Source organism: Kribbella italica (assembly GCF_014205135.1).
Lineage (GTDB): Bacteria > Actinomycetota > Actinomycetes > Propionibacteriales > Kribbellaceae > Kribbella > Kribbella italica.
On sequence record NZ_JACHMY010000001.1, the window covers coordinates 7070963 to 7090767 of the forward strand.

14 protein-coding genes are annotated in these 19805 nt (G+C 70.8%); 8 read left to right on the forward strand and 6 right to left on the reverse strand.

Translation table 11 applies throughout. The features are described from left to right. The first annotated feature begins 84 nt into the window (after positions 1-84). The 6 genes from tmk (at position 85) to HDA39_RS33010 (ending at position 8021) form a co-directional block, all read left to right on the forward strand. Positions 85-2070, forward strand: coding sequence for a dTMP kinase (gene tmk, locus HDA39_RS43915; protein WP_184801880.1), 1986 nt, complete (start codon positions 85-87; stop codon positions 2068-2070). A gap of 350 nt (positions 2071-2420) precedes the next feature. Continuing rightward, a complete protein-coding gene (locus HDA39_RS32990; RefSeq protein WP_184801882.1) occupies positions 2421-3590 on the forward strand; it encodes a DNA polymerase III subunit delta' in 1170 nt (389 codons plus the stop codon). Between the two features lie 199 nt (positions 3591-3789). Then, the gene (locus HDA39_RS32995) at positions 3790-4446 is read left to right on the forward strand and encodes a DUF4190 domain-containing protein (RefSeq protein WP_184801884.1); all 657 of its coding nucleotides are present in this window, start codon (positions 3790-3792) and stop codon (positions 4444-4446) included. Between the two features lie 18 nt (positions 4447-4464). Beyond that, the gene (locus tag HDA39_RS33000) at positions 4465-5385 is read left to right on the forward strand and encodes a DUF4190 domain-containing protein (RefSeq protein WP_184801886.1); all 921 of its coding nucleotides are present in this window, start codon (positions 4465-4467) and stop codon (positions 5383-5385) included. A gap of 57 nt (positions 5386-5442) precedes the next feature. Beyond that, on the forward strand, positions 5443-6489 hold the full coding sequence (locus tag HDA39_RS33005; RefSeq protein WP_184806783.1) for a PSP1 domain-containing protein: 1047 nt from the start codon (positions 5443-5445) through the stop codon (positions 6487-6489). 14 nt (positions 6490-6503) lie between these two features. Beyond that, positions 6504-8021, forward strand: coding sequence for an alpha/beta hydrolase (locus HDA39_RS33010; RefSeq protein ID WP_337925998.1), 1518 nt, complete (start codon positions 6504-6506; stop codon positions 8019-8021). A 16-nt stretch (positions 8022-8037) separates the two neighbouring features. On the opposite strand, the gene HDA39_RS33015 is transcribed toward HDA39_RS33010, so the two are convergent. Continuing rightward, positions 8038-8658, reverse strand: coding sequence for a hypothetical protein (locus tag HDA39_RS33015; RefSeq protein ID WP_184801890.1), 621 nt, complete (start codon positions 8656-8658; stop codon positions 8038-8040). 85 nt (positions 8659-8743) lie between these two features. Between HDA39_RS33015 and HDA39_RS33020 the strand changes: the two genes are divergently transcribed. Further along, positions 8744-9079 (forward strand): sterol carrier family protein, encoded by a 336-nt coding sequence (locus HDA39_RS33020; protein ID WP_184801892.1) that lies wholly within the window; start codon positions 8744-8746, stop codon positions 9077-9079. 8 nt (positions 9080-9087) lie between these two features. Here HDA39_RS33020 and HDA39_RS33025 read toward each other — a convergent pair whose 3' ends face one another. After that, positions 9088-9894 carry a curculin domain-containing protein gene (locus HDA39_RS33025; RefSeq protein WP_184801894.1) on the reverse strand — a complete coding sequence of 269 codons (807 nt, stop codon included), beginning with the start codon at positions 9892-9894 and terminating at the stop codon, positions 9088-9090. A gap of 158 nt (positions 9895-10052) precedes the next feature. Here HDA39_RS33025 and HDA39_RS33030 point away from each other — a divergent pair, with 158 nt between their 5' ends. Further along, positions 10053-11342, forward strand: coding sequence for an MFS transporter (locus HDA39_RS33030; protein WP_184801896.1), 1290 nt, complete (start codon positions 10053-10055; stop codon positions 11340-11342). Between the two features lie 33 nt (positions 11343-11375). Here the strand turns inward: HDA39_RS33030 and HDA39_RS33035 are convergent, their stop codons facing one another. The 4 genes from HDA39_RS33035 to HDA39_RS33050 all read right to left on the reverse strand — a co-directional run bounded on the left by HDA39_RS33035 (position 11376) and on the right by HDA39_RS33050 (position 19696). Further along, positions 11376-12389 (reverse strand): ArsR/SmtB family transcription factor, encoded by a 1014-nt coding sequence (locus HDA39_RS33035; protein WP_184801898.1) that lies wholly within the window; start codon positions 12387-12389, stop codon positions 11376-11378. Positions 12390-12476: 87 nt separating this feature from the next. Beyond that, positions 12477-13466, reverse strand: coding sequence for a hypothetical protein (locus HDA39_RS33040; protein WP_184801900.1), 990 nt, complete (start codon positions 13464-13466; stop codon positions 12477-12479). A gap of 54 nt (positions 13467-13520) precedes the next feature. After that, positions 13521-17384 carry an ALF repeat-containing protein gene (locus HDA39_RS33045; protein ID WP_184801902.1) on the reverse strand — a complete coding sequence of 1288 codons (3864 nt, stop codon included), beginning with the start codon at positions 17382-17384 and terminating at the stop codon, positions 13521-13523. Further along, positions 17384-19696 carry a S1 family peptidase gene (locus HDA39_RS33050; RefSeq protein WP_184801903.1) on the reverse strand — a complete coding sequence of 771 codons (2313 nt, stop codon included), beginning with the start codon at positions 19694-19696 and terminating at the stop codon, positions 17384-17386. Before HDA39_RS33050 ends, HDA39_RS33045 begins: the two co-directional genes overlap by 1 nt. Positions 19697-19805 lie beyond the last annotated feature (109 nt).

Genomic DNA, 19805 nt, shown 5'->3' on the forward strand with positions numbered 1-19805 from the left:
CCGCCCCGGCCGGCACACCTGTGTCAGTGATCACTTCTCCCCTGGAGTCAGAAGCAGTCGGTAGGGCCGACTAGGCTCTGTGTCGTGCCGGAGCCGTACGACCCGTTGACCGATCCTGCACCGGCCCACGATCTGCGGGCGGTGCTGCGGATCCGGGCGTTCCGGCGGCTGTGGATCGCCTTCGGGCTGTCCAGCCTCGGCGACTGGATCGGGCTGCTGGCGCTGACCGCGATGGCCAAGAACTTCGCCGGGGACGACTACCAGGCGGCCAACTTCGCGATCGGCGGCGTGCTGTTCCTGCGCGTGCTGCCCGCGCTGGTGATGGGCCCGGTGGCCGGCTGGGTCGCCGACCGGCTCGACCGGCGCTGGACGATGATCCTCGGCGACCTGATCCGGGCGGCGTTCTTCGTCAGCATCCCGATCGTCGGCACGCTCACCTGGGTGCTGGTCGCCACCGTGCTGATCGAGATCGTCAGCCTGATCTGGGGCCCGTCCAAGGACGCCAGCGTGCCGAACCTGGTGCCCCGGCACCGGCTCGAGGCGGCCAACCAGATCAGCCTGGTCACGACGTACGGGTCGGCGCTGCCGGCGGCGGTCATCTTCACCGCGATCACGCTGGCCGGCCGCGGCCTGGGCGAGGTCGCGATCGACATCGCGGTGTACGTGAACGCGGCCACCTTCGCGGTCTCCGGCCTCGCGATCATCTCCGTGGCCGAGATCGGCCGGGCCGGCGCGCACGACCACGAGGACCACCCGACGCTGTGGCGGACCATGGTCGAGGGCTGGTCCTACGTCACCGGTACGCCGGTGGTCCGCGGCCTGGTCGTCGGCATCTCCGGCGCCTTCGCGGCGGGTGCCGTGGTGATCGGGCTGGGCCGCACGTACGTCGAGGACCTCGACGCGGGCGATCCCGGGTACGGCGTACTGTTCGGCGCGGTCTTCGGCGGCCTCGCGCTCGGGATGGGGTTCGCGCCGCGGATCTTCTCCGGGCTGTCCCGGCGCCGGCTGTTCGCGGCCGGGCTGGTCGGCTCGGGGGTCGGGCTGGCCGGGCTGTCGCTGATCCAGCAGATCGAGATCGCCACGATGATCGCGATCCTGCTCGGCTTCTGCGCCGGCGCCTCCTGGGTCTCCGGGCAGACGCTGCTCGGCCTCGAGGTCCCGGACAACCTGCGCGGCCGGACCTTCGCCTTCGTGCAGTCCGCGGTCCGCACGGTGCTCGCGCTGACGCTCGCGGTCGCGCCGTTCCTGGCCGGCGCGATCGGCCGCCAGACCGTGCGGGTCGGTGACCGTTCGCTGAGCTACAACGGCGCCGCCCTGACCATGCTGATCGCGGCCGTGGTCGCCGGATCGATCGGGCTGGTCGCGTGGCGGCAGATGGACGACCGGCCGGGCGTGCCGTTCTGGCGCGACGTACGGAAGAGCTTCGGGAAGACGCCTGGGGTGTATCCGACCACTGGCTTGTTCGTCGCTCTGGAAGGTGGGGAGGGCGCGGGCAAGTCGACGCAGTCCGCGCTGCTGGTGAAATGGCTGGAGGATCGCGGGCAGCACGTCCTGCTGACGCGTGAACCGGGCGCGACGGACCTCGGCAAGACGCTGCGGCAGATCGTGCTCGACCCGGCCACCGGCGACATCTCGCACCGGGCCGAGGCGCTGATCTACGCCGCCGACAAGGCCGAGCACGTCGACTCGGTGATCAAGCCGGCGCTCAAGGCGGGCTCGGTCGTGATCACCGACCGGTACGTCGACTCCGCGCTGGCCTACCAGGGATCCGGGCGCGACCTGGACCTGTCGGACGTCGAGCGCGTCAACCGCTGGGCCACCGCCGACCTCCGCCCGAACCTGACCGTCCTGCTGGACCTGGCCCCGAAGAGCGGCCTCGGCCGCTTCGAGGAACGCGACCGGATCGAAGCCCAGTCCGCGGACTTCCACGAGCGCGTCCGGGCGGCCTTCTTGGAGCTGGCGGCTGCTGAACCGCAGCACTACTTGGTGATCGACGCGACGCAGGATCGTGAACAGATCGCCGCGCAGATCCAGGCCCGGTTGCTCCCACTCCTGCCGAAGATCGGGTGAGGGCTGGTGCGCACAGAGAACTGCCAGTGGCTGAAGAGATCGGGTGTGCACGCCGAGCACCGGCCGGGAGCCCACGCCACGGCTCGCGTCAGGTACTGGCCACAGCCGGGAGTCCGCGCGGCGGCTCGCATCAACAAGTACCGGCCCCCGATGGGCTCGGGTGCCGGCGTCTCAGCTCCCACCTGCGAGTTCCGGTCGCGGCCTGGAGTCCGCGCGGCGGGCCGCGTTAGCAGGTGCCGGCCCTCGATGGGCTCGGGTGTCGACGTCTCGGCTCCCGCCGACAAGTACCGGCCACCGACCGGGTGGGCGGATGGGCTGTGGCTGCGGGCCGACTCGAGGAGGTACACCCGATGACTGTCTGGGACGACCTGGTCGGGCAGGAGCCGGCTGTCGACGTACTGACTCGGGCTGTGTCGGGTGCTGCCGCCCGGCTGCGCGGCGAGAGCGGCGCGGCGACGGCGGGGATGACGCACGCGTGGTTGATCACCGGCCCGCCCGGCTCCGGCCGGTCCAACGCCGGGCGCGCGTTCGCGGCGGCGCTGCAGTGTGCGGACGAGGGCTGCGGCGAGTGCAGCGTCTGCCGTACGGCGCTCAGCGGGGCGCACCCGGACGTGTCACTGATCCGGACCGAGCTGCTGTCGATCCGGGTCAGCGAGATCCGCGAGCTGATCCGGCGGGCCGCGATGAGTCCGACGCAGGGGCGCTGGCAGGTGATGGTCGTCGAGGACGCCGACCGGCTCACCGAGCAGGCGGCCGACGCGCTGCTGAAGAGCATCGAGGAGCCGTCGCCGCGGACCGTGTGGGTGCTGTGCGCGCCGACCGTCGAGGACGTCGTACCGACGATCCGCTCGCGCTGCCGGTTGCTGGTACTGCGGACGCCGCCGGTCGACGCCGTCGCGGAGATGCTGAGCCGGACGCTCGGGGTGGACGCATCGCTGGCCGGGTTCGCGGCCCGGGCCGCGCAGGGGCACATCGGGCGGGCGCGAGCGCTGGCGCGCGACGAGGCCGTGCGCGATCGGCGGACGAAGGTGCTGGAGGTGCCGTTCGCGCTGCGGGACATCGGGGCGTGCCTGAAGGCGGCCCAGCAGTTGGCGGAGGCCGCGAAGGAAGAGGCCAAGGCGAGCGCCGCCGCGGTCGACGAGAAGGAACGCACCGCACTGGAGCAGGCGCTCGGCGTGGGTACCAAGGGCGCCAAGCCCCGCGAGGCGGCTGCTGCCGTCAAGGACCTCGAGGAGCAGCAGAAAGCGCGAGCCAAGCGCTGGGAACGCGACGTACTCGACCGCTCACTGGTCGACCTGATGGCCCTCTACCGCGACGTCCTGGTGGTGCAGACCCGCGCCGGCAGCGACCTGATCAACGCCGAGCTGCACAAGTCGATCACCCAGTTCGCCGACCGCACCACCCCCGAACAAACCGTCCGCCGCATCGGCGCCCTCGCCGCCTGCCGCGAAGCCATCGAAACCAACGTCGCCCCCCTCCTGGCCCTCGAAGCCATGACCATCAACCTCTTCGAAGGCTGACCCCGGGTCGAGAAGACCAGCCAACCAAGCGCTTGTGAGAACCAGGTGAGAGATCGACCACAGACGCCCCCTCCAGCGGGCTGTTCGAGGGGTGAGACACGGGTCTGGGTTGCGGACTTGGTGTAACGAAGGTAGGGGTGCGGGCGATGTCCTGGCTGGCTGGGGAACTCAGCCGCTGGACCTCGCACGAAGGAACTGGATGACCCAACCGCCGCAGCCTGTCGAGCCTGTGCGGTCGCTGCCGTCGGCTGAGTCGTGGCTCGACGGCGTACCGACGCCGACGCAGCGGCTGGATCGCTTCGCGATCGCGGCGCTCGCCTTCAGCCTGCCCGGGCTGATCCCGGTCGGCATCCCGCTGGCGGCGGTCGCGTTGCGGCGGACCAGGAGAGCCGGTGTCCGCGGCCGGCGGATGGCGCAGGCGGCGCTGGCGATCTCCGGCTGCTGGGTGATCGCGATCGGCGTCGCCGCCGTCCTCGGCCTGTACGGCGAACGGCAGGCCGGCATTGGCCGCTCCGTCCCGATCGCCGAGGTCCGGGTGCTGCAGTGCTTCCACGCCGATCTGGCGGCCGAGACGCTGCGGATGGTCACGATCGCGGACTGCGGCGCGTCCCACTCCGGTGAGGCGTACGCGAAGGTGAGGGCGGCGATGACCGGCCTGTCGACGGAGCAGAAGGGCACGTCCGCGACCCAGCACTGCGCGACCGCCTTCCAGGACTTCGTCGGGACGCCGTACGAGCGCTCCGACCTGGACATGTACTACGTCGTGCTGGAAGATCAAGCTGTTGCTGATGGCAACGTACTGTGCATGGTGGGCGGGGAGCGCCTGGTCGGCTCCATGCGCGGCGCGCAGCGTTAGGTCCTGGGGGAGAAGAAAATGACACAACCGCCGTACCAGCACGACCCGAACCGGCCACAGGACCGGCCGCGGAGCTTCCCCTCGTACGGCGAGCAGCAGCGGCCGCAGGACGACGCCCCGGCGCCGTTCGTCCCGCCGTACTCGGCACCGCAACAGCCGCAGCAGTCGTACACGGCGCCACAGCAGCCGTCGTACCAGCAGCAGGCGCCGTACCAGCCGCCGCCGCAGTACCCGACCCAGCAGTACCCGCAGGCCTACGGCCAGCCCCCGGTGCCGTACGGCTACGGCTACCCCAGCGCGGTCCGCCGGACCAACGGCCTGGCCACAGCCGCGCTCATCACCGGTCTGGCCAGCATCATCTTCACCATCGCCGCGCCGGTCGCGGTCGGGCTCGGCATCGCCGCCCTGGTCCAGATCAAGCGCCGCAACGAGGACGGCACCCCGCAGGCGGTCGTCGGCCTGATCGTCGGCAGCGTGATCTCGGTGATCGCCGCGGTGGTGATCGTCCTGATCGTGATCGGCTCCCAGTTGCCCGAGGACGAGTACTCCAGCGGCGGTACGCCGGTCAGCTCGACGGAGCCCACCGGCGTGTACATCGAGGCCCTGTACGTCGGCGAGTGCTTCGACGACACCTCCGACGAGGACGAGGTCGCGCGCACGTCCTGCACCGCCGACCACGACGGGGAGCTGTACGGCATCGTGACGCTGCCGGCCCAGGACTGGCCGGGCGACAAGAAGCTCGCCGACCTCGGCGAGGCGGCCTGCGACGAGAAGTTCAAGGCGTACGTCGGGATCGACGTCGACGACTCCGAGCTCGAGCCGGTCGCCTGGTTCCCGGAGCGCGCCGGCTGGAACAGCGGCGACCGCGACGTCTACTGCACGGCGTACGGGCCGTTCGGCGACGCGCTCGACAAGACCATCAAGGACAGCAAGCGCTGAGCACCTGCTCGCTACGGCGGGGAACTGGGAGCCATGCCCTAGTCTGGCCGCGTGGGCATGGTGATGGCGGTGTCGTTCGAGCGGTACGGACGGCTGTACTACCTGGACCCCGGTCCGCACCGGCCGCGGGTCGGGCAGAAGGTGCTGGTCCCGACCGACGACGGGCCCGAGGTCGCCGAGTGCGTGTGGGCGCCGCAGTACGTGACCGAGGAGATCGGCGGCCTGCCGCTCTGCGAGGGCGTCGCGACCGATGCCGACCTGCAGCGCGACGAGCAGAACCGTGACCGCCGCGCCGACGCGCGGCTGACCGCGAAGCGGCTGATCCGCGAGCACGGGCTGCCGATGAAGGTGGTCGGGATCGACTTCGTCGACCGGCGGGCCGACGTGGACCAGCTGGTGATCGTGTACTTCTCCGCGCCGCACCGCGTCGACTTCCGCGAGCTGGTCCGGGACCTCGCGCGTGGACTGCGGGCGCGGATCGAGCTGCGCCAGGTCGGCGCGCGCGACGAGGCCCGGCTGCAGGGCGGGATCGGACCGTGCGGGCGCGACCTGTGCTGCGCGACGTTCCTCAAGGACTTCGAGCCGGTCAGCGTCCGGATGGCGAAGGACCAGGACCTGCCGCTCAACCCGCTGAAGATCTCGGGCGCGTGCGGCCGGCTGATGTGCTGCTTGAAGTACGAGCACCCGCTCTACCAGGAGTTCAACGCCAAGGCGCCCTCGGTCGGTACGCCGGTGGAGACGCCCGCCGGAGACGGCGTGGTCGTCGGGCACAACGTCCCGAGCGACACCGTCGTCGTACGGCTCGCTGCTTCCGGCCGCCGCTGCGCCTGCAGCCGGGCGGACGTGTGCTCACCCCGCCAGCAGTACGAGGCGAGCAGCACCACCACACCGGACGCGCCGGCTGACCTCCCGACTCCGGTTGCCCGGCAGACCACGCCGCCCAAGCCGACGCCGGAGGGGCAGTCCACGGACACCCAGCCCGCGGACGGGGAGTCCGCCCCTCGCAGGCGCAAGCCACGCCGCCGGCGGCGTTTGAGCGATTCGCCGACGGACACTGGGTCCACCACGGCTGGACCGGACGACAACACGGGAGACGGCTCGTAGTGAAGACGTGCAGGGTGGTTGCAGGGCTGCTGGTCGTGGCGCTGGTCGGTGGGTGCGGCGTCGCCTCGCGGGCGCAGGACGCCGACGGCGGCGGCGGTACGACGGGCGGCAACCCGACCAACGCACCGGCGGGCCCGATCCCCACCGGGCTGGAGAAGTTCTACCAGCAGACGCCCTCCTGGCAGCGCTGCGGCTCGGGCAGCCAGTGCGCGACGATCACCGTCCCGCTGGACTACACCAAGCCCGCCGGCGACACCATCGAGCTGCGCGCCCGCAAGGTCCCGGCCCGCGACCGGACCGGCAGGATCGGCACGCTCTTCCTCAACCCGGGCGGCCCGGGCGCTTCCGGCGTCCAGTTCGCCGCTGCGGCCTCGTTCGTCCTCGGCCCGGCGCTGCTGCGCAAGTTCGACGTGGTCGGCTGGGACCCGCGCGGTGTCGGCGACTCGACGCCGGTGCGCTGCCTGGACACCGCCGAGCAGGACAAGTTCATCGCGACCGACGGCAGCCCCGACAACGAGGCCGAGATCAACGAGCTGAACACCGTGTCGAAGGGCTTCGCCGACGCCTGCGAGGAGCGCTCGGGCAAGCTGCTGCCGCACGTCTCGACCGAGGACGCGGCGCGCGACATCGACGTACTGCGGGCGCTGGTCGGCGACGTCGAGCTGAACTACATCGGCTACTCGTACGGCACCTTCCTCGGCGCGACGTACGCGGAACTGTTCCCGAAGAACGTCGGCCGGCTGGTCCTGGACGGCGCGGTCGACCCGGCGAAGACGGCCGAGGAGAACAACATCGCCCAGGCCAAGGGCTTCGACACCGCGCTCGACGCGTTCGCCGAGGAGTGCGCGGGCCGCAACTGCCAGCTCGGCACCACCAAGGCCGAGGTGCTGGCCGCGGTCGACAAGCTGCTCACCGAGACCGACGCCAAGCCGATCCCGACCGGCGGGGAGCGCGAGGTCACGCAGGCCCTCGCGGTGCTCGGCGTGATCTACCCGCTGTACTCGCGGGAGGCCTGGCCGCGGCTGGAAGAGGCCGTCGCCGACGGCTTGGCCGGCAAGGGCTCGCGGCTGCTCGCGATCGTCGACGAGAACACCGACCGGACCCCGCGCGGCTACACGACCAACGCGAACGAGGCGATCTACGCGGTGAACTGCCTCGACCGCCAGGACATCAGGTCGGTCGCGGAGGCGAAGGCGCTCGCGTCGAAGTACCAGGCCGAGTCGCCGCGGTTCGGCGCGTACCTGCTCTGGGGGTCGCTGAGCTGCGCGAACTGGCCGGTGAAGCCGACCGGCAAGCCACACTCGATCAAGGCGCCCGGCACGAAGCCGATCGTCGTGATCGGGACCACCCGCGACCCGGCGACGCCGTACGGGTGGGCGGTCGGGCTGGCGGGCGGGCTGGAGAGCGGGGTGCTGATCACCCGCGACGGCGACGGCCACACCGGCTACAAGGCCGGCAACGCGTGCGTCGACACCGCGGTCGAGAGCTACCTGCTGCAGGGCTCGGCGCCGGCGGCGGACCTCAAGTGCTGACCGGCTGTACGGCGTACTAGCTGGGCCGGTCGTCGCCCGAGCCCGGCAGCTGCAGGGTCTCGGTGGCCCGCTCCAGCACGGCGCGCAGCCCCGCCTCGTCCTGCGGGCGGCCGCCGACGGTGATCTCGACCGCCGACCGGCCGCTGTCCCCGGCCGGGATCCAGCGCGACAGGCCCATCCGCGGGCCGCGCGCGTCGTCGGTGTAGGTGTAGACGAGCGTGGTGTTCTCGGTGCTGAGCACCTTGTAGTCCGGCTCGTCGATGCTGCCCTGGCGTGCCTCGAGCAGCGCGTCCGGCGTCTGCTTGCTGCCGCGCGCGTCGAACCGGACCTGCCAGACGCCGGTCGGATCGACGTACCGCGGCCTGGTGCCGGTCTGACTGCTCTTCCAGCCCGTCGGGACCTCGGCGCTCACCGGCGACCGGTCGGTGCCGAACGTCTGCGCGACGAACTGCAACGCGCCCGGCTGGAGCCCGTCGGTCGCGGTCGTCGTGGGACTCGGGGTCGGACTGGTGACGACGGTCTGCGCGGAGCCATCCCCGTTCGCACTGTTGATGGCCAGCACGGTGCCGAAGACGGCCACCCCGACGGTCATCCCGGCCAGTGTCGCCACCAGCGCCTGGTGCCTGGGCGTGAGCATCCGGACCTCCGCATCGCATCGTCGTCGCCCTCGATTATCGACCACGAAGGGGGCGGGAGCGAAACCGCGACTACGCTGGCCCGTCGTGGACTTCGACACGGCACTACGCCGCTACCAGGCAGGTGAAGCCGAACGGGCCGATCTGAAACTCCTGGTGAAACAACTGCTGAAGCTGCTGGTCACCAAGGCCCCCGGCCACGCCGTCGAGGTGCGCGTCCCGCCGTACGGCGCAGTGCAGTGCATCGAGGGCCCCCGCCACACCCGCGGCACCCCCGGCGCCGTCGTCGAGATGCCCCCCGAGCTCTGGATCGACCTGGGCCTCGGCCGCATCACCTGGCCCGAGGCCCGCGACAGCGGCAAACTCCGCGCCAGCGGAGAGCGCACCGACCTCAGCGCGCTCCTACCGCTGGTAGAGGAGTAGAGCAAGGGCTACTTGCCGCCGGTGCGGGTGGACCAGACCGGGGTGCGGCCGGAGTAGATGACCAGGTTGCCGTCGCCCTGCATCTGCAGGATCGAGCCCTTCTTGTTCGTGCGGCTCGACCACAGGGCGGTCTTGCCGACGTAGACGACCAGGTTGCCGTCGGTCTGCATGATCGCGAAGGCGCCCTTCTTGCTGGTCTTGCTGGACCACAGCGGGGTCTTGCCGGCCTTGACCAGGACCAGGTTGCCGTCGCTCTGCATCTGCAGGCGGTACATGCCGTTGCGCGAGTAGAGCAGCTGGCCGGTCTTCAGGGCGCGGCCCGGGTTCAGCGTCTCGATGACCGTCCAGCGCGACCAGTAGGCGTGCTTGGCGGTGTCGTACATCACCAGGTTGCCGTCGTCCTGGACGACCAGGCCGGACGGCTTCTTGCCGTTGGTGTTGCTGTGCCAGATCGCGCGGGTGCTCAGGAAGACGACCAGGTTGCCGTCGCGCTGCAGCGAGATCGACGAGCCCTTGACGTTCGTCGCGCTCGACCACAGGGCGGTCTTGCCCTGGTAGAGCACGGCGTTGCCGTCCTTCTGCATGATGAACGTGTACTTGTTGTTCCAGGACCGGCGGTACTGCCCCGGGCGCAGGATCTCGCCGGGCTTCAGCGTGAACGGCACACCGCTCTGCACCTGCATCGGCGCGGCGGCGGTCGCCGGGCTCGCGGTCGCGGTCGCGGTGACCGGCGTCAGCAACGCCGTACCGAGTGCTACCGCGCCCGCGGCGACGAGGGCGAAGGCCCGGGTTCGGACCGTCGTGGTCGAGATCATCTGGTTCTCCGTCTGTGCTCCGGCGCCGAGCCGTCCCCCGCGCCGTTGGTGTTGACGCCGGCTGAGGCCGTTTGGTTCCGGTCCAGACCGCGTCCAGAGCCGACCGTAGGGCCGAAATAGGGTCGTCGCGGCCCGCCGCCGGGTGCCACTATGTGCCAGTGGCAACAAGTTTCCGCGAGCGGCTGGACCGTCTGAAGGTGGATCTGACCCCGTGGCGGCAGTCCCGCGACTTCCGCATCCTGGTGATCTCGGGCTCGGTGTTCTTCCTCGGCGGCATGGTCGGGTACGTCGCGCTGCCGTTCCAGCTCTACCAGCTGACCGGCTCGAACTTCGCGGTCGGCGCGATGGGCCTGGTGACGATTGCCCCGCTGGTGATCTTCGGCCTGTACGGCGGCGCGCTGGCCGATCACGTCGACCGGCGCCAGATGCTTGTCCTGACCGGCGTCGCGCAGGTGGTGATCTGTGCGGCCCTGCTGGCGAACACCCTGCTGGCGAGCCCGCAGATCTGGCTGATCTACGTCTGCGGCGCGCTGAACGCGATCGCGTCGTCGCTGCAGCGGCCGTCGCGCGAGGCGCTGTTCCCGCGCGTCGTACGGCACGAGGACATGCCCGCCGCGGTGACGCTCAACTCGCTGATCCTGCAGGTCGGCCAGCTCGCCGGGCCCGCGCTCGGCGGCGTACTGGTCGGCACGGCCGGTGTGAAGTGGGCGTACGCCGTGGAGCTGGCCGGGCTGGCGATCGCGACGCTGCTGTTCCTGCTGCTGGGCTCGTACAAACCGAGCGAGCACAGCACGCCACCGAGCCTGCGGGCGATCGGGGACGGGATCAAGTACGCCGTCCGGCGGCGCGATCTGCTCGGGACGTACGCCGTGGACATGGTCGGCATGTTCCTCGCGATGCCGATCGTGCTGTTCCCGGCGTTCGCGACCGAGGTCCTGAAGGAACCCAAACTGCTCGGCCTCCTCTACAGCGCCGAAGCCGTCGGGGCCATGCTCGCGACGCTGACCAGCGGCTGGGCGCGCCGGGTCCACCACCACGGCCGCGCGGTCACCCTGGCCACCATCGCCTGGGGAGCTTCGGTCGGCATCGCCGGCCTGGCCCCGAACATCTGGTTCGCCATCGCCTTCTTCGCCGTCGCGGGCGGGGCCGACATGATCTCCGGCCTGTTCCGCGCCGTGATCTGGAACCAGACGATCCCCGACGAAATGCGTGGCCGCTTGGCCGGCATCGAGATGCTGTCGTACTCACTGGGCCCACTGGGCGGCCAGTCCCGCTCCGGTTTGGTGGCCGACCTGACCAGCGTCCGCACCTCCATCGTGAGCGGCGGCATCCTTTGCGTGGCCGGCGTCGTCGGCACAGCGGTGTGGCTCAAGGACTTCTGGCGGTACGACGCCCGCACCGACGAACACGCCGTACGGGAACGAGAACTCCGCGCAACCCCGAGCTAGCGGACGCTGTTGCGCGGGGGCGCGGATCAGCCGTCAGGCCCGCGACCGGACGCGGGACGGCTGACCGGCGTCCGGCAGAGCCGTCGCGGCGTCCAGCACGGCGTGACCGAGCGGTGTCAGCGTGTGCCACACGCTGTTCCGCTCGCGTCGCGAGGCGACCAGACCGGCTTCGCGCAGTACGGTCGCGTGCTCGGAGGCCGACGGCGCGGAAACACCGAGCTGCCGTGCCAGCTCGCCCGTGCTCGCGCCGTAGGTCAGAGCGACCAGCACCGCCCCGCGCGTCCTGCCCAGCAGCGCCGCGAGTGCGCGCTCGTGCTGATCGGTCCTGGACGACTGGAGCGACGAGGTCCGGTGCCGCAACGGGTAGACGAGAACGGGTGCGAGGGCCGCGCCGGCCAGCGCGAAAGGCGTGCGCCAGCAGAAATAGGCCGGCTGCAAGGTCAGCCCCCTGCCCTCCAGGTACAGGTCACGCTCCACCCGGGTGTCGATGGTCAGCACCGGTTCCCGCCACGTGATCGACGGATGCACCGACGCCAGGAGCGCCGCCGTCCCAGCGCCGGTCAGGATCCGCGCGCGAGCCGCGATGTCGGTGTCGACGTTGCGGCTCAGCGCACTCCAGTACGGCGCGATCGCCTCGTCGTGATAGGCCCGAAGACCAGCGGCCAACCGCCGCCGGGCCCCGGCCGACCCCGGCGGATCGGCCGCCCACCGAGACACCTCACCCTGCCGGCCAAGGATCCCCAGCTCGTTCCGGAAGCGCGCCGTCGACGTACCGACCACCGAGTCGAGGCCCTCGTCCAGCTCGCCGGCATCGCCCGCAGACGTGAGGAAGTCGGGCGTGTACCCCTGCTGCGACGCAAGCCGCAGGTACACACGCGCCTCCGAGGACAGCACGGCCCGCACCCGCGACCGCCACTCCCCGAACACCACCGGCCCGCCGACCAGGTCGACCTGATGCGCGCTCAGCATCGCTTCCCACAGAGGATCCGGCCCGGCCGCGAGCCGGACCCGCATCAGGTCCTCCGAGGTGAAGTGGATCCGCAGCATCGGCAACCTCCGGTGCACGCAAACAGGTGGTGACACCGGAGCCCGGTGCCACCACACATTCCACGTGCCTGCACTTTCAAAGCGCTGTCACACCTGCGGAGACCTGACAGGACGGGGCCCTGACGGAGGTCCCCCAGTGAGGGTGAACCGCAACCACGCGGTCCCGACGAAGAAGTGCGCGACCGAGCCACGGCAGGTGACACGGACGGGCGGAACAGGACTCCCGTCGGGCATCGTGAGGCTCCACGTGCGCGGCGATTCCAGCTGCCCGTCCGTCAGCCGCCCGACGAGGACGCTGCCTGGTTCGTCGTAGCTCCCGATCAGGCCGACGGTGTCGCCCGCGGCCACGATCCCGTTGGGACCCTCGGCGCTGGTCGTGCCCACCTCGACCTCACCCTGCCGGATCCGCAGTACCGGAAAGTCGGCGTACGGGCAGGCCAGCACGGTGTCGCCGGAGACGTTCAGTGCGTAACAGGCGTCGATCCACACGTCGTCCGACGGGAACTCCCACTGCTTGTCGAAGGTTGGAGACCACCGGACGACGCCCGGCGCTCCGAGCGGCAAGGGGCCGGGACCGTTCCATCCGAAGGCACCGAGCACTCCTTCGTCGGCGTACCCGGCCCAGATCCTGCCGTCGTCGTCCACCTGGAGATGCTCGACGCCGTCGCCGAGCGTCCCGGTTCGCTCGACGACGCCGTCGCGGGAGTACACGATCGCGTTCTGCTCCGGGGTGCCGTCGGACCATCGGCAGCGCGCCCCCACGATCAGGTAACCCCCGTCCGGCATCGGCTGCACCAGCGGGTGCGCCACCGGGAACCGGTCGACGACAGTCACCTCCGGCAGGATCGAGCCGTCAGCCGCATGACGCACGAGTACGGCGGACGGAGAGGTGGCCGTCCTCGTTGCCGCGTACGACGCGCCGTCCGGGGTCGACTGCCGTCCCAGGATGTCGGCGGCCCCGGACGAGCTCGACCACACTGCGGCCGGCCCGTCCGGTCCCATCCCGACCGACACGAGCGTCCCGTGACCTGCCGGAGCCTCCAGCACGCCGGCCAGCGTGAGTCTCGCGTCAGACACGTCGACGGTCACCACCCATCCGATGTTTCGGGAGTCCACCCGTCCAGTGATCGGTCACTTCCGGTAGAACTGACCGATCGAGCCGTCCCGGCGCATGCCCAGCACGTACGTGTAGCCGTCGATCACCAAGGTGAACTGGGAGCTGCTCCGGGTTCCGTTCAAGTACGCACGGATGCCGACAGCATTCTGTCGCACGACGCGGTCCAGGTAACCGGTCACGCTGGCGATCGTGTCGGTCGGCGCGAAGTACGTCTGCGTCGACTTGGCCTCCGTACCGAAGTACTCCCACATGTGCCGGATCATGATGTGCACCATGTGCTCGATCTTGAGACTGGCCGTGAAACCCCCACCGACGTCGTAGACCCGTGGGGTCCAGCCCGCCTGTGAGAGGGCCGACCTCGCCTTCTGCGTCGCGCAGTGGTGGTACTTCGGGGCAGCGGCGATGCTCATGCCCGACGGCGGAGCGAAGCAACTGTTCTCGAAGTACCACTGGACCATGTTCCAGTTGCCGACCGCGACGTCTCGCCAGTGCGAGACCGAGGTGCTCTCCTCCCGCGCCTCGACCTGTCTCCAGTACAACCACTCGGAGAAGGTGTCGTACTCCAGCACGTCGCCGGTCAGGATCTTGTAGAGCTTCTTGCAGGGGCCCTTGCAGAGCCGCCAGACGGCGACTTCCTCCAGAATGGCGCTCAGGCCCGCGACCATCGCGTGGATGGTGTCGAGAAGGTCGCCGATCCCGTCGGTCAGAACGTCCGTCATGAAGGTCGGGCTGAGCACGTGCGCCAGGCAGCGGTCGAACAGCGGACCGCCGCGCCCGTACAGGTTCTCGCAGAAGACTCCTTGCTTGTAGGCCAGCTGGGTCGGGTCGAAGCCGTCCTCGACGAGCTCGACGGTGTTGTCCGCGATGTCCTGCAGGCAGTCCAGGTTGTACCCCTCGGCCGTGAACTCGCCGGGAAGCAGCGGATTGCGGCACGTGCCCGTCGCCGCCGCTGCCTGGGCCACCAGCTCGTCGGTCATCAGCCGGTAGGCCGCGCCGAGGGCCCGGTCGTACTCCGCGGCCGCCTCGATGACGCTCTGGCCGGCTTCCTCGGCGAGCCGCCGGGCCTCGTTCGCGCTGTCGATGGCCTGGTTCGCGAACTTCTGCGCCTTGGACAGGGAGATGCGCGCCCAGGTCGCCGACTGGGCCGCGGACGCCGCGGACTTGTGCGCGGACGCGGCAGCGCTGATGGCCGTCCGCGCCGACGCCGCCGCCTGGTTCGCCGAGGCATGAGCCCGGCTCGCGGCCGCGGCGGCCGCCGTGGCGTGCGCACTCGCGTCCCGCGCCGCCTGCTCGGCGGCAGCGGCGTGCTCGGCAGCTTCCGCGGCCGCGCCGGCCGCCCGCGCCGCGGACTCCCACGCACGCATCGAGTTCTCCAGCGCGCGGGACGCCGCCTCTTCCGCCTGGGTCACCAAGGACGCGACGACCTCCTCGTGCGCCGCGGTGTCCTGGTCCCGTAACGCCGCCTGGTAGTGCCCCTGCTCGATGAACTTGGTCCGGAACGCGCGCGGCCCCTGCAACGCGATGTCGGCCGCGATCCGCAGCTCGCTGCCTTCCGGTGCGCGGGCCAGGACCTGGTTGACCTTGATCTCCTCGTCGGCTTCCCGGGCCGCGTGCTGACCGGTCTTGACGAACGCCCGCAGTGTGTTCGCGGAACCGTCGTCGAGCGCGTGCGTCGCCGCGTCGACGGTGTGCTGGTCGCCGTTCTTCCGTGCCGCCGCGAGGATCCGGTTGACGGCCAGCGTGTCCTCGTCGACGCGTTCGGGGTAGGTCACGTTCCTGAGGAAGGCGGAGACCTGGGCATCGGTCCCGCGTGCGGCGGTCTTGATCGCCGCCTGCATGGCCGGCGTTCCGGTACTGCCCAGCCCGGCCAGCGTCGTGCGATCGTCCATTCCCTCCGCCTCGGCCAGGCCGCCCCGCACGAAGGTCAGGATCTGCTCGTCGTCGCCGGCCAGGGCGTCGCGAGCCGCCTCGTTGGTCCAGGTCCCCGGCATACGGACCATGGCCAGTGCCACCTCGCGTCCCTTCGCCACCGCCACCTCCCGCGACGTGCCCGGGTCCGCGATCACCTCGAGCGCGGCGCTCACCGCCGGGGTGTGCCAGTCGGCTTGCGGCTGGTCGTACGACGGCACGTCGAGACCGTCCGTCTGGATGATGCGCGACGCCTCGCGAGCCGCTTCCAGCCCCTGCTCGTGCGCCACCTCCAGGCGTTCCCGGTCGGCCTCGCGCGCCGCGGTGTAGATCGCGCCCGCCTGTTCGGCAGCGGTCTGGGCAGCGGTGGCCGCGGCCTCTGCCGCCTGTGCGTGCTCCCTCGCCAGTGCTGCTGCGTTGGCTGCGTTCCCGGCGTGTTCCGCGGCGTCCTCGGCCGCCGTCGCTGCACGCGTAGCGTTGGCCGCGGCGGCCAGGGCCGCGTTCCGTGCCTTGATCGCTTCGGTCGCCGCGGTGTTGGCGTACGCGATCGCTGCCGCAGCGGCTCGCGAGGCTCGCAGGGACGCCGCCCTGGCCCGCTGTGCGGCCGCGTAGACCTTGGAAGCGTCGGCTCCCGCTCTTGTTGCCGCGGCAGCAGCCTCCTTGGCGGCCGTTTCGGCCGCAGTGGCGTTGGCGCCCGCGGAGCTTGCGGCATTGGCCGCCGCCCGGACCTGGTTCAGCGCGTCGACAGCCCCTTGGATCGCTGCGCCGGCCGTGTTCGCGCCCTCGGCGGCGACCCGAGCGGCGCGCGCGGCGTCCCGGGCCGCGCCCGCGGCGTTCTTGTCGAGACGCGCCGCTGCCGCGGCCTTCGACGCCTCAGCGGCTTTGGTCTGGGCGAGTGAGGCAGCCAGCGCCACGCGAACCGCGGCCCTGGACGCCTCACGCGCCGCCGCGGCGGCCTCGTTCGCCGCCCCGACCGCCTGCTGCGCGGCGGCAGCGGCTTGTTGCGCGGCGCGAGCCGCGTTGCCTGCCGCGATCTCGGCGTCCCGCTGGTTCCCCGCCGCCGCGTTCGCCGCGTCGCGTGCCGTGATCGCTGCTCGCCGGGCGGCGTCCGCCTCGGCGACCGCCCGATCGGCCTGTTCCTTGGCCGCGAGCGTCTCCGCCTTCGCCTCGGCGCCGGCTTCCTTGGCCGCCCTCAGCAGGTCCGTCAGGCTGTTCCGTTCGTGGTCCCGCGCAGCGGCCACACCCCAGTCCACCTCGATGAACCGGGTCAAGGCCTGGACGTTTCCGGCGTCGAGCGCGCGCTGCGCCCCCTGCTTCACCAACGCTCCACCGGTGGCATGGATCTGATTGACCCGCACCTCCAGATCCGCGTGGTGCGGGCCCTCCCAGCCCGACTCGAGGAACTGCCGCAGTCCGTCGACGGAGCCCGCGTCGATCGCCCGGGTGGCGGCCGCCCGCAACTGCGGACCGCCGGTCTGGACCATCTGGTTGATGCGGATCTCCTGATCCGCGTGCCAGGGGTCCCGCCAGCCGGACTCCAGGAACGTGCGAAGGACCTCCGGGTCCTCCGCGTCCAGCGCCTGCGTCACCGCGGCCTTGGTCGACGGTCCGCCGGTGGCGTGCATCTGGTTCGCCAGGATGCTTCGGTCCGCGTCCTCCAGCTCGGCCCAGCGCTCGTTCACGAAGGCGCAGACAGCGGCTTCGTCGCCGAGCAGAGCGGTCCGTGCCGCCGCCTTGACCTGTGGCCCACCGGACTCCCAGGCCGCGACGACCGCGGCTCGAACACACTCTCGCGGTTCGGCCGATGCGGCCTCGTTCGCGGCAGCGGGTTGCCCGGTCGACACCAGGTACGACGCGCCGAGCGCACCGATCACCACCGCCGCGATCGCCATCCGCACCCGGCGGCGGCGCGACCGCCACGCAACGGTCGTTCTGATGCCGCTGCCGGCCTGCTTGCTCCGCCCGGCCATCACGGCACCCGGATCTGCAGCAGCGTGGTGGGCTCCGACTCGGGATCAGCGCCGATCCCCACCGGGTTGTACGAGTCCGAATCGCCCTCGATCTCCACCACGGGATCCGACGGCGTGTCGATCCGCGCGACGAAGTCGTGCCCGGTGTTCGACTCGTACCCGTCTCCGCGGATCGAGTAGACGTTCGGAATCATCAGGTCGATGCGTCCCGTGTCACCGAGAACGGTGAGGCACAGCGTCCGGCGCCCGCCGGACTCGACCGTGTACAGGACCTTCATCGATCCGACGCCGGCCTCGTCGGGCTGGACCACACAGCCCTCGTCGAGCACGATGTGCCCGTCGCCCGAGATCAGCTCGACTCCCAGTTCGTCGAGGATCCGTGCAGCGCCGGGGTACGCGAAGCCCTCCACGATGGAGGTCTCGCCCCGCGGTCGTTGCACCGGCGCCGTACTGGGCAGCGGCGGGTCGAGGCGGTCCATCACCCAGGCGATGCCGCTGCCGGGGCGGTGGGCCAGCAGGTTCGTTCGGCTGCCGACGTGCTCGCTGTCGAAGGCGACGAGCCGGTCGGAGCTGACCTTGAGGTCGTAGCCGCCGATTCCGCCCGTGGTGATCGGCACCTTGTCCTCGAAGGCCGCGCCCGGTCCCTTCGAGATGATCGAGTACTGGCCGGTCTCCCCGAAGCGGTAGGCCAGGATGTCGTCGGAGCGGCCGTCGTGGTCGTAGTCGTAGGCGATGGCGTCGGTGTTCCTCCCGAGCATCGACCACGAGGTGCTGTAGGTCTTGGTGAAGGTGTTGCCGGAGCCGCGGGTGAAGACGGTCAGCGTCGACGCCCCGCCGCGCTGGACGAACAGGTCGTCGTTCTTGCCGGTGTGGTCGTAGTCGAAGGCGACGACGCGGTCGGCGGCGGTCAGGGTGTAGCCGGGCAGGCCGCCCGAGGTGATCGGCAGCTTGTCCGTGAAGGCGGCGCCGCTGCCCTTCGTGATCACCGAGACCTGGTTGCTGCCGACCCGGTACGCCATCAGGTCGTCCGACTTGCCGTCGCGGTCGAAGTCGTAGGCCAGGAGCCGCGCGTCGGAGCTCAGGATCGACCACGGGGTGGAGTACGCCGTACTGAACGAGGATCCCTGACCATGGCTGATGATCGTCAACTGCTGCGCGCCCGGCCGGTAGACGGCCAGTTCGTCCAGCTGACCGTCGTGGTCGTAGTCGAACGGCACGATCCGGTCCGCGGTGCTGGTCAGCGCGTACCCGCCGATTCCGGTCTTGCTCACGAACACTGCCACGTACTTGTCGTCCGCTGGGTCCTGCGGGTTCTTGACGTCCAGCTTCGAGATGATGACGGTGTTGCTCCCGGGCCGGTACATGAGCAGGTGGTCCTGCCGGCCCGAATGGTCGTAGTCGAACGCGACCACCTGGTCCTGGGCCACGTGGAAGTCGAATCCGCCGATTCCCCCTTGTTTTCCGGGAGTGGTGGGGCTGGCCGTGCTCAGGTACGTCGCATGGAAACCGCTGCGGTACCCCGGAGTGTTGGTGTCGATCCAGTCGCGCAGACCGTCGAGGCGGACCGCCGTGGCGCCGGTGCCCTCCTCGGTGGACTCCTCCAGACAGCCGTCGTGCGCAGAGCCGATCAGCAGGCCCACCACTTCAGGCTGCCCACCCGAGGCTCCGGGCCGGGTGACCGGGCCGCCTGCATCGCCCTGACAGGCAGAGACGGGCGGCTCGTCGGCCGGGGTTGCCGGGTCCTCGTACCCGAGTACGCCGAAGGTCGCACTCGAGACGTCAGTGGTCGCCACCTTCGCGGCCTCCAGCTCGTCGGGCACCCAGGTGTCATCCGTGCGCCCGTAGCCGGAGACCGCCAGGAGCTCGCCGGCCGAAGGCGCCGTACCGCTCACTGCGATCGGCGACCCGGTCGTCGCGACCAGCGCCAGTCGCAGCAGCGCGACGTCCTGGCTCGGATGCGGCACGATCCGGTCGACCGGCAGCACCTGCCCGGCCGCGGCCGTGAGATTCGGCCGTCCGACCGTCGCCGTCGTCGGACTGGCCAGAAGGCCCGGCTTGACCACGCCCTGGGCACCCTCGGCGAAACAACTCGCGGCGGTCACGACCCACTGCGGGTCGACCAGGGCACCCGTGCATGCCCGTGGGTTCGCACCACCGATGTTGATCTTGACCACGAACCCGGTCCAGTTCGGGTTCACCGTTGCACCACCTGAGATCGCCTGCGCAGGGACCGTCGACGCCGAAACGCCGAACACCCCCACCAACAACGCGACAAGAACTCTCCGCACCATGCCGTCCCCTCCGACGATCATCCGCACCCCTGATGTGCGGATGAGTATGTGCGGCCGCCGGACGGGCCAGAAAGAAGATTCGGCCCGTGCCGAATTCCCGGCGGCGCCCCCGTTTCCACCCTGGTGGAAA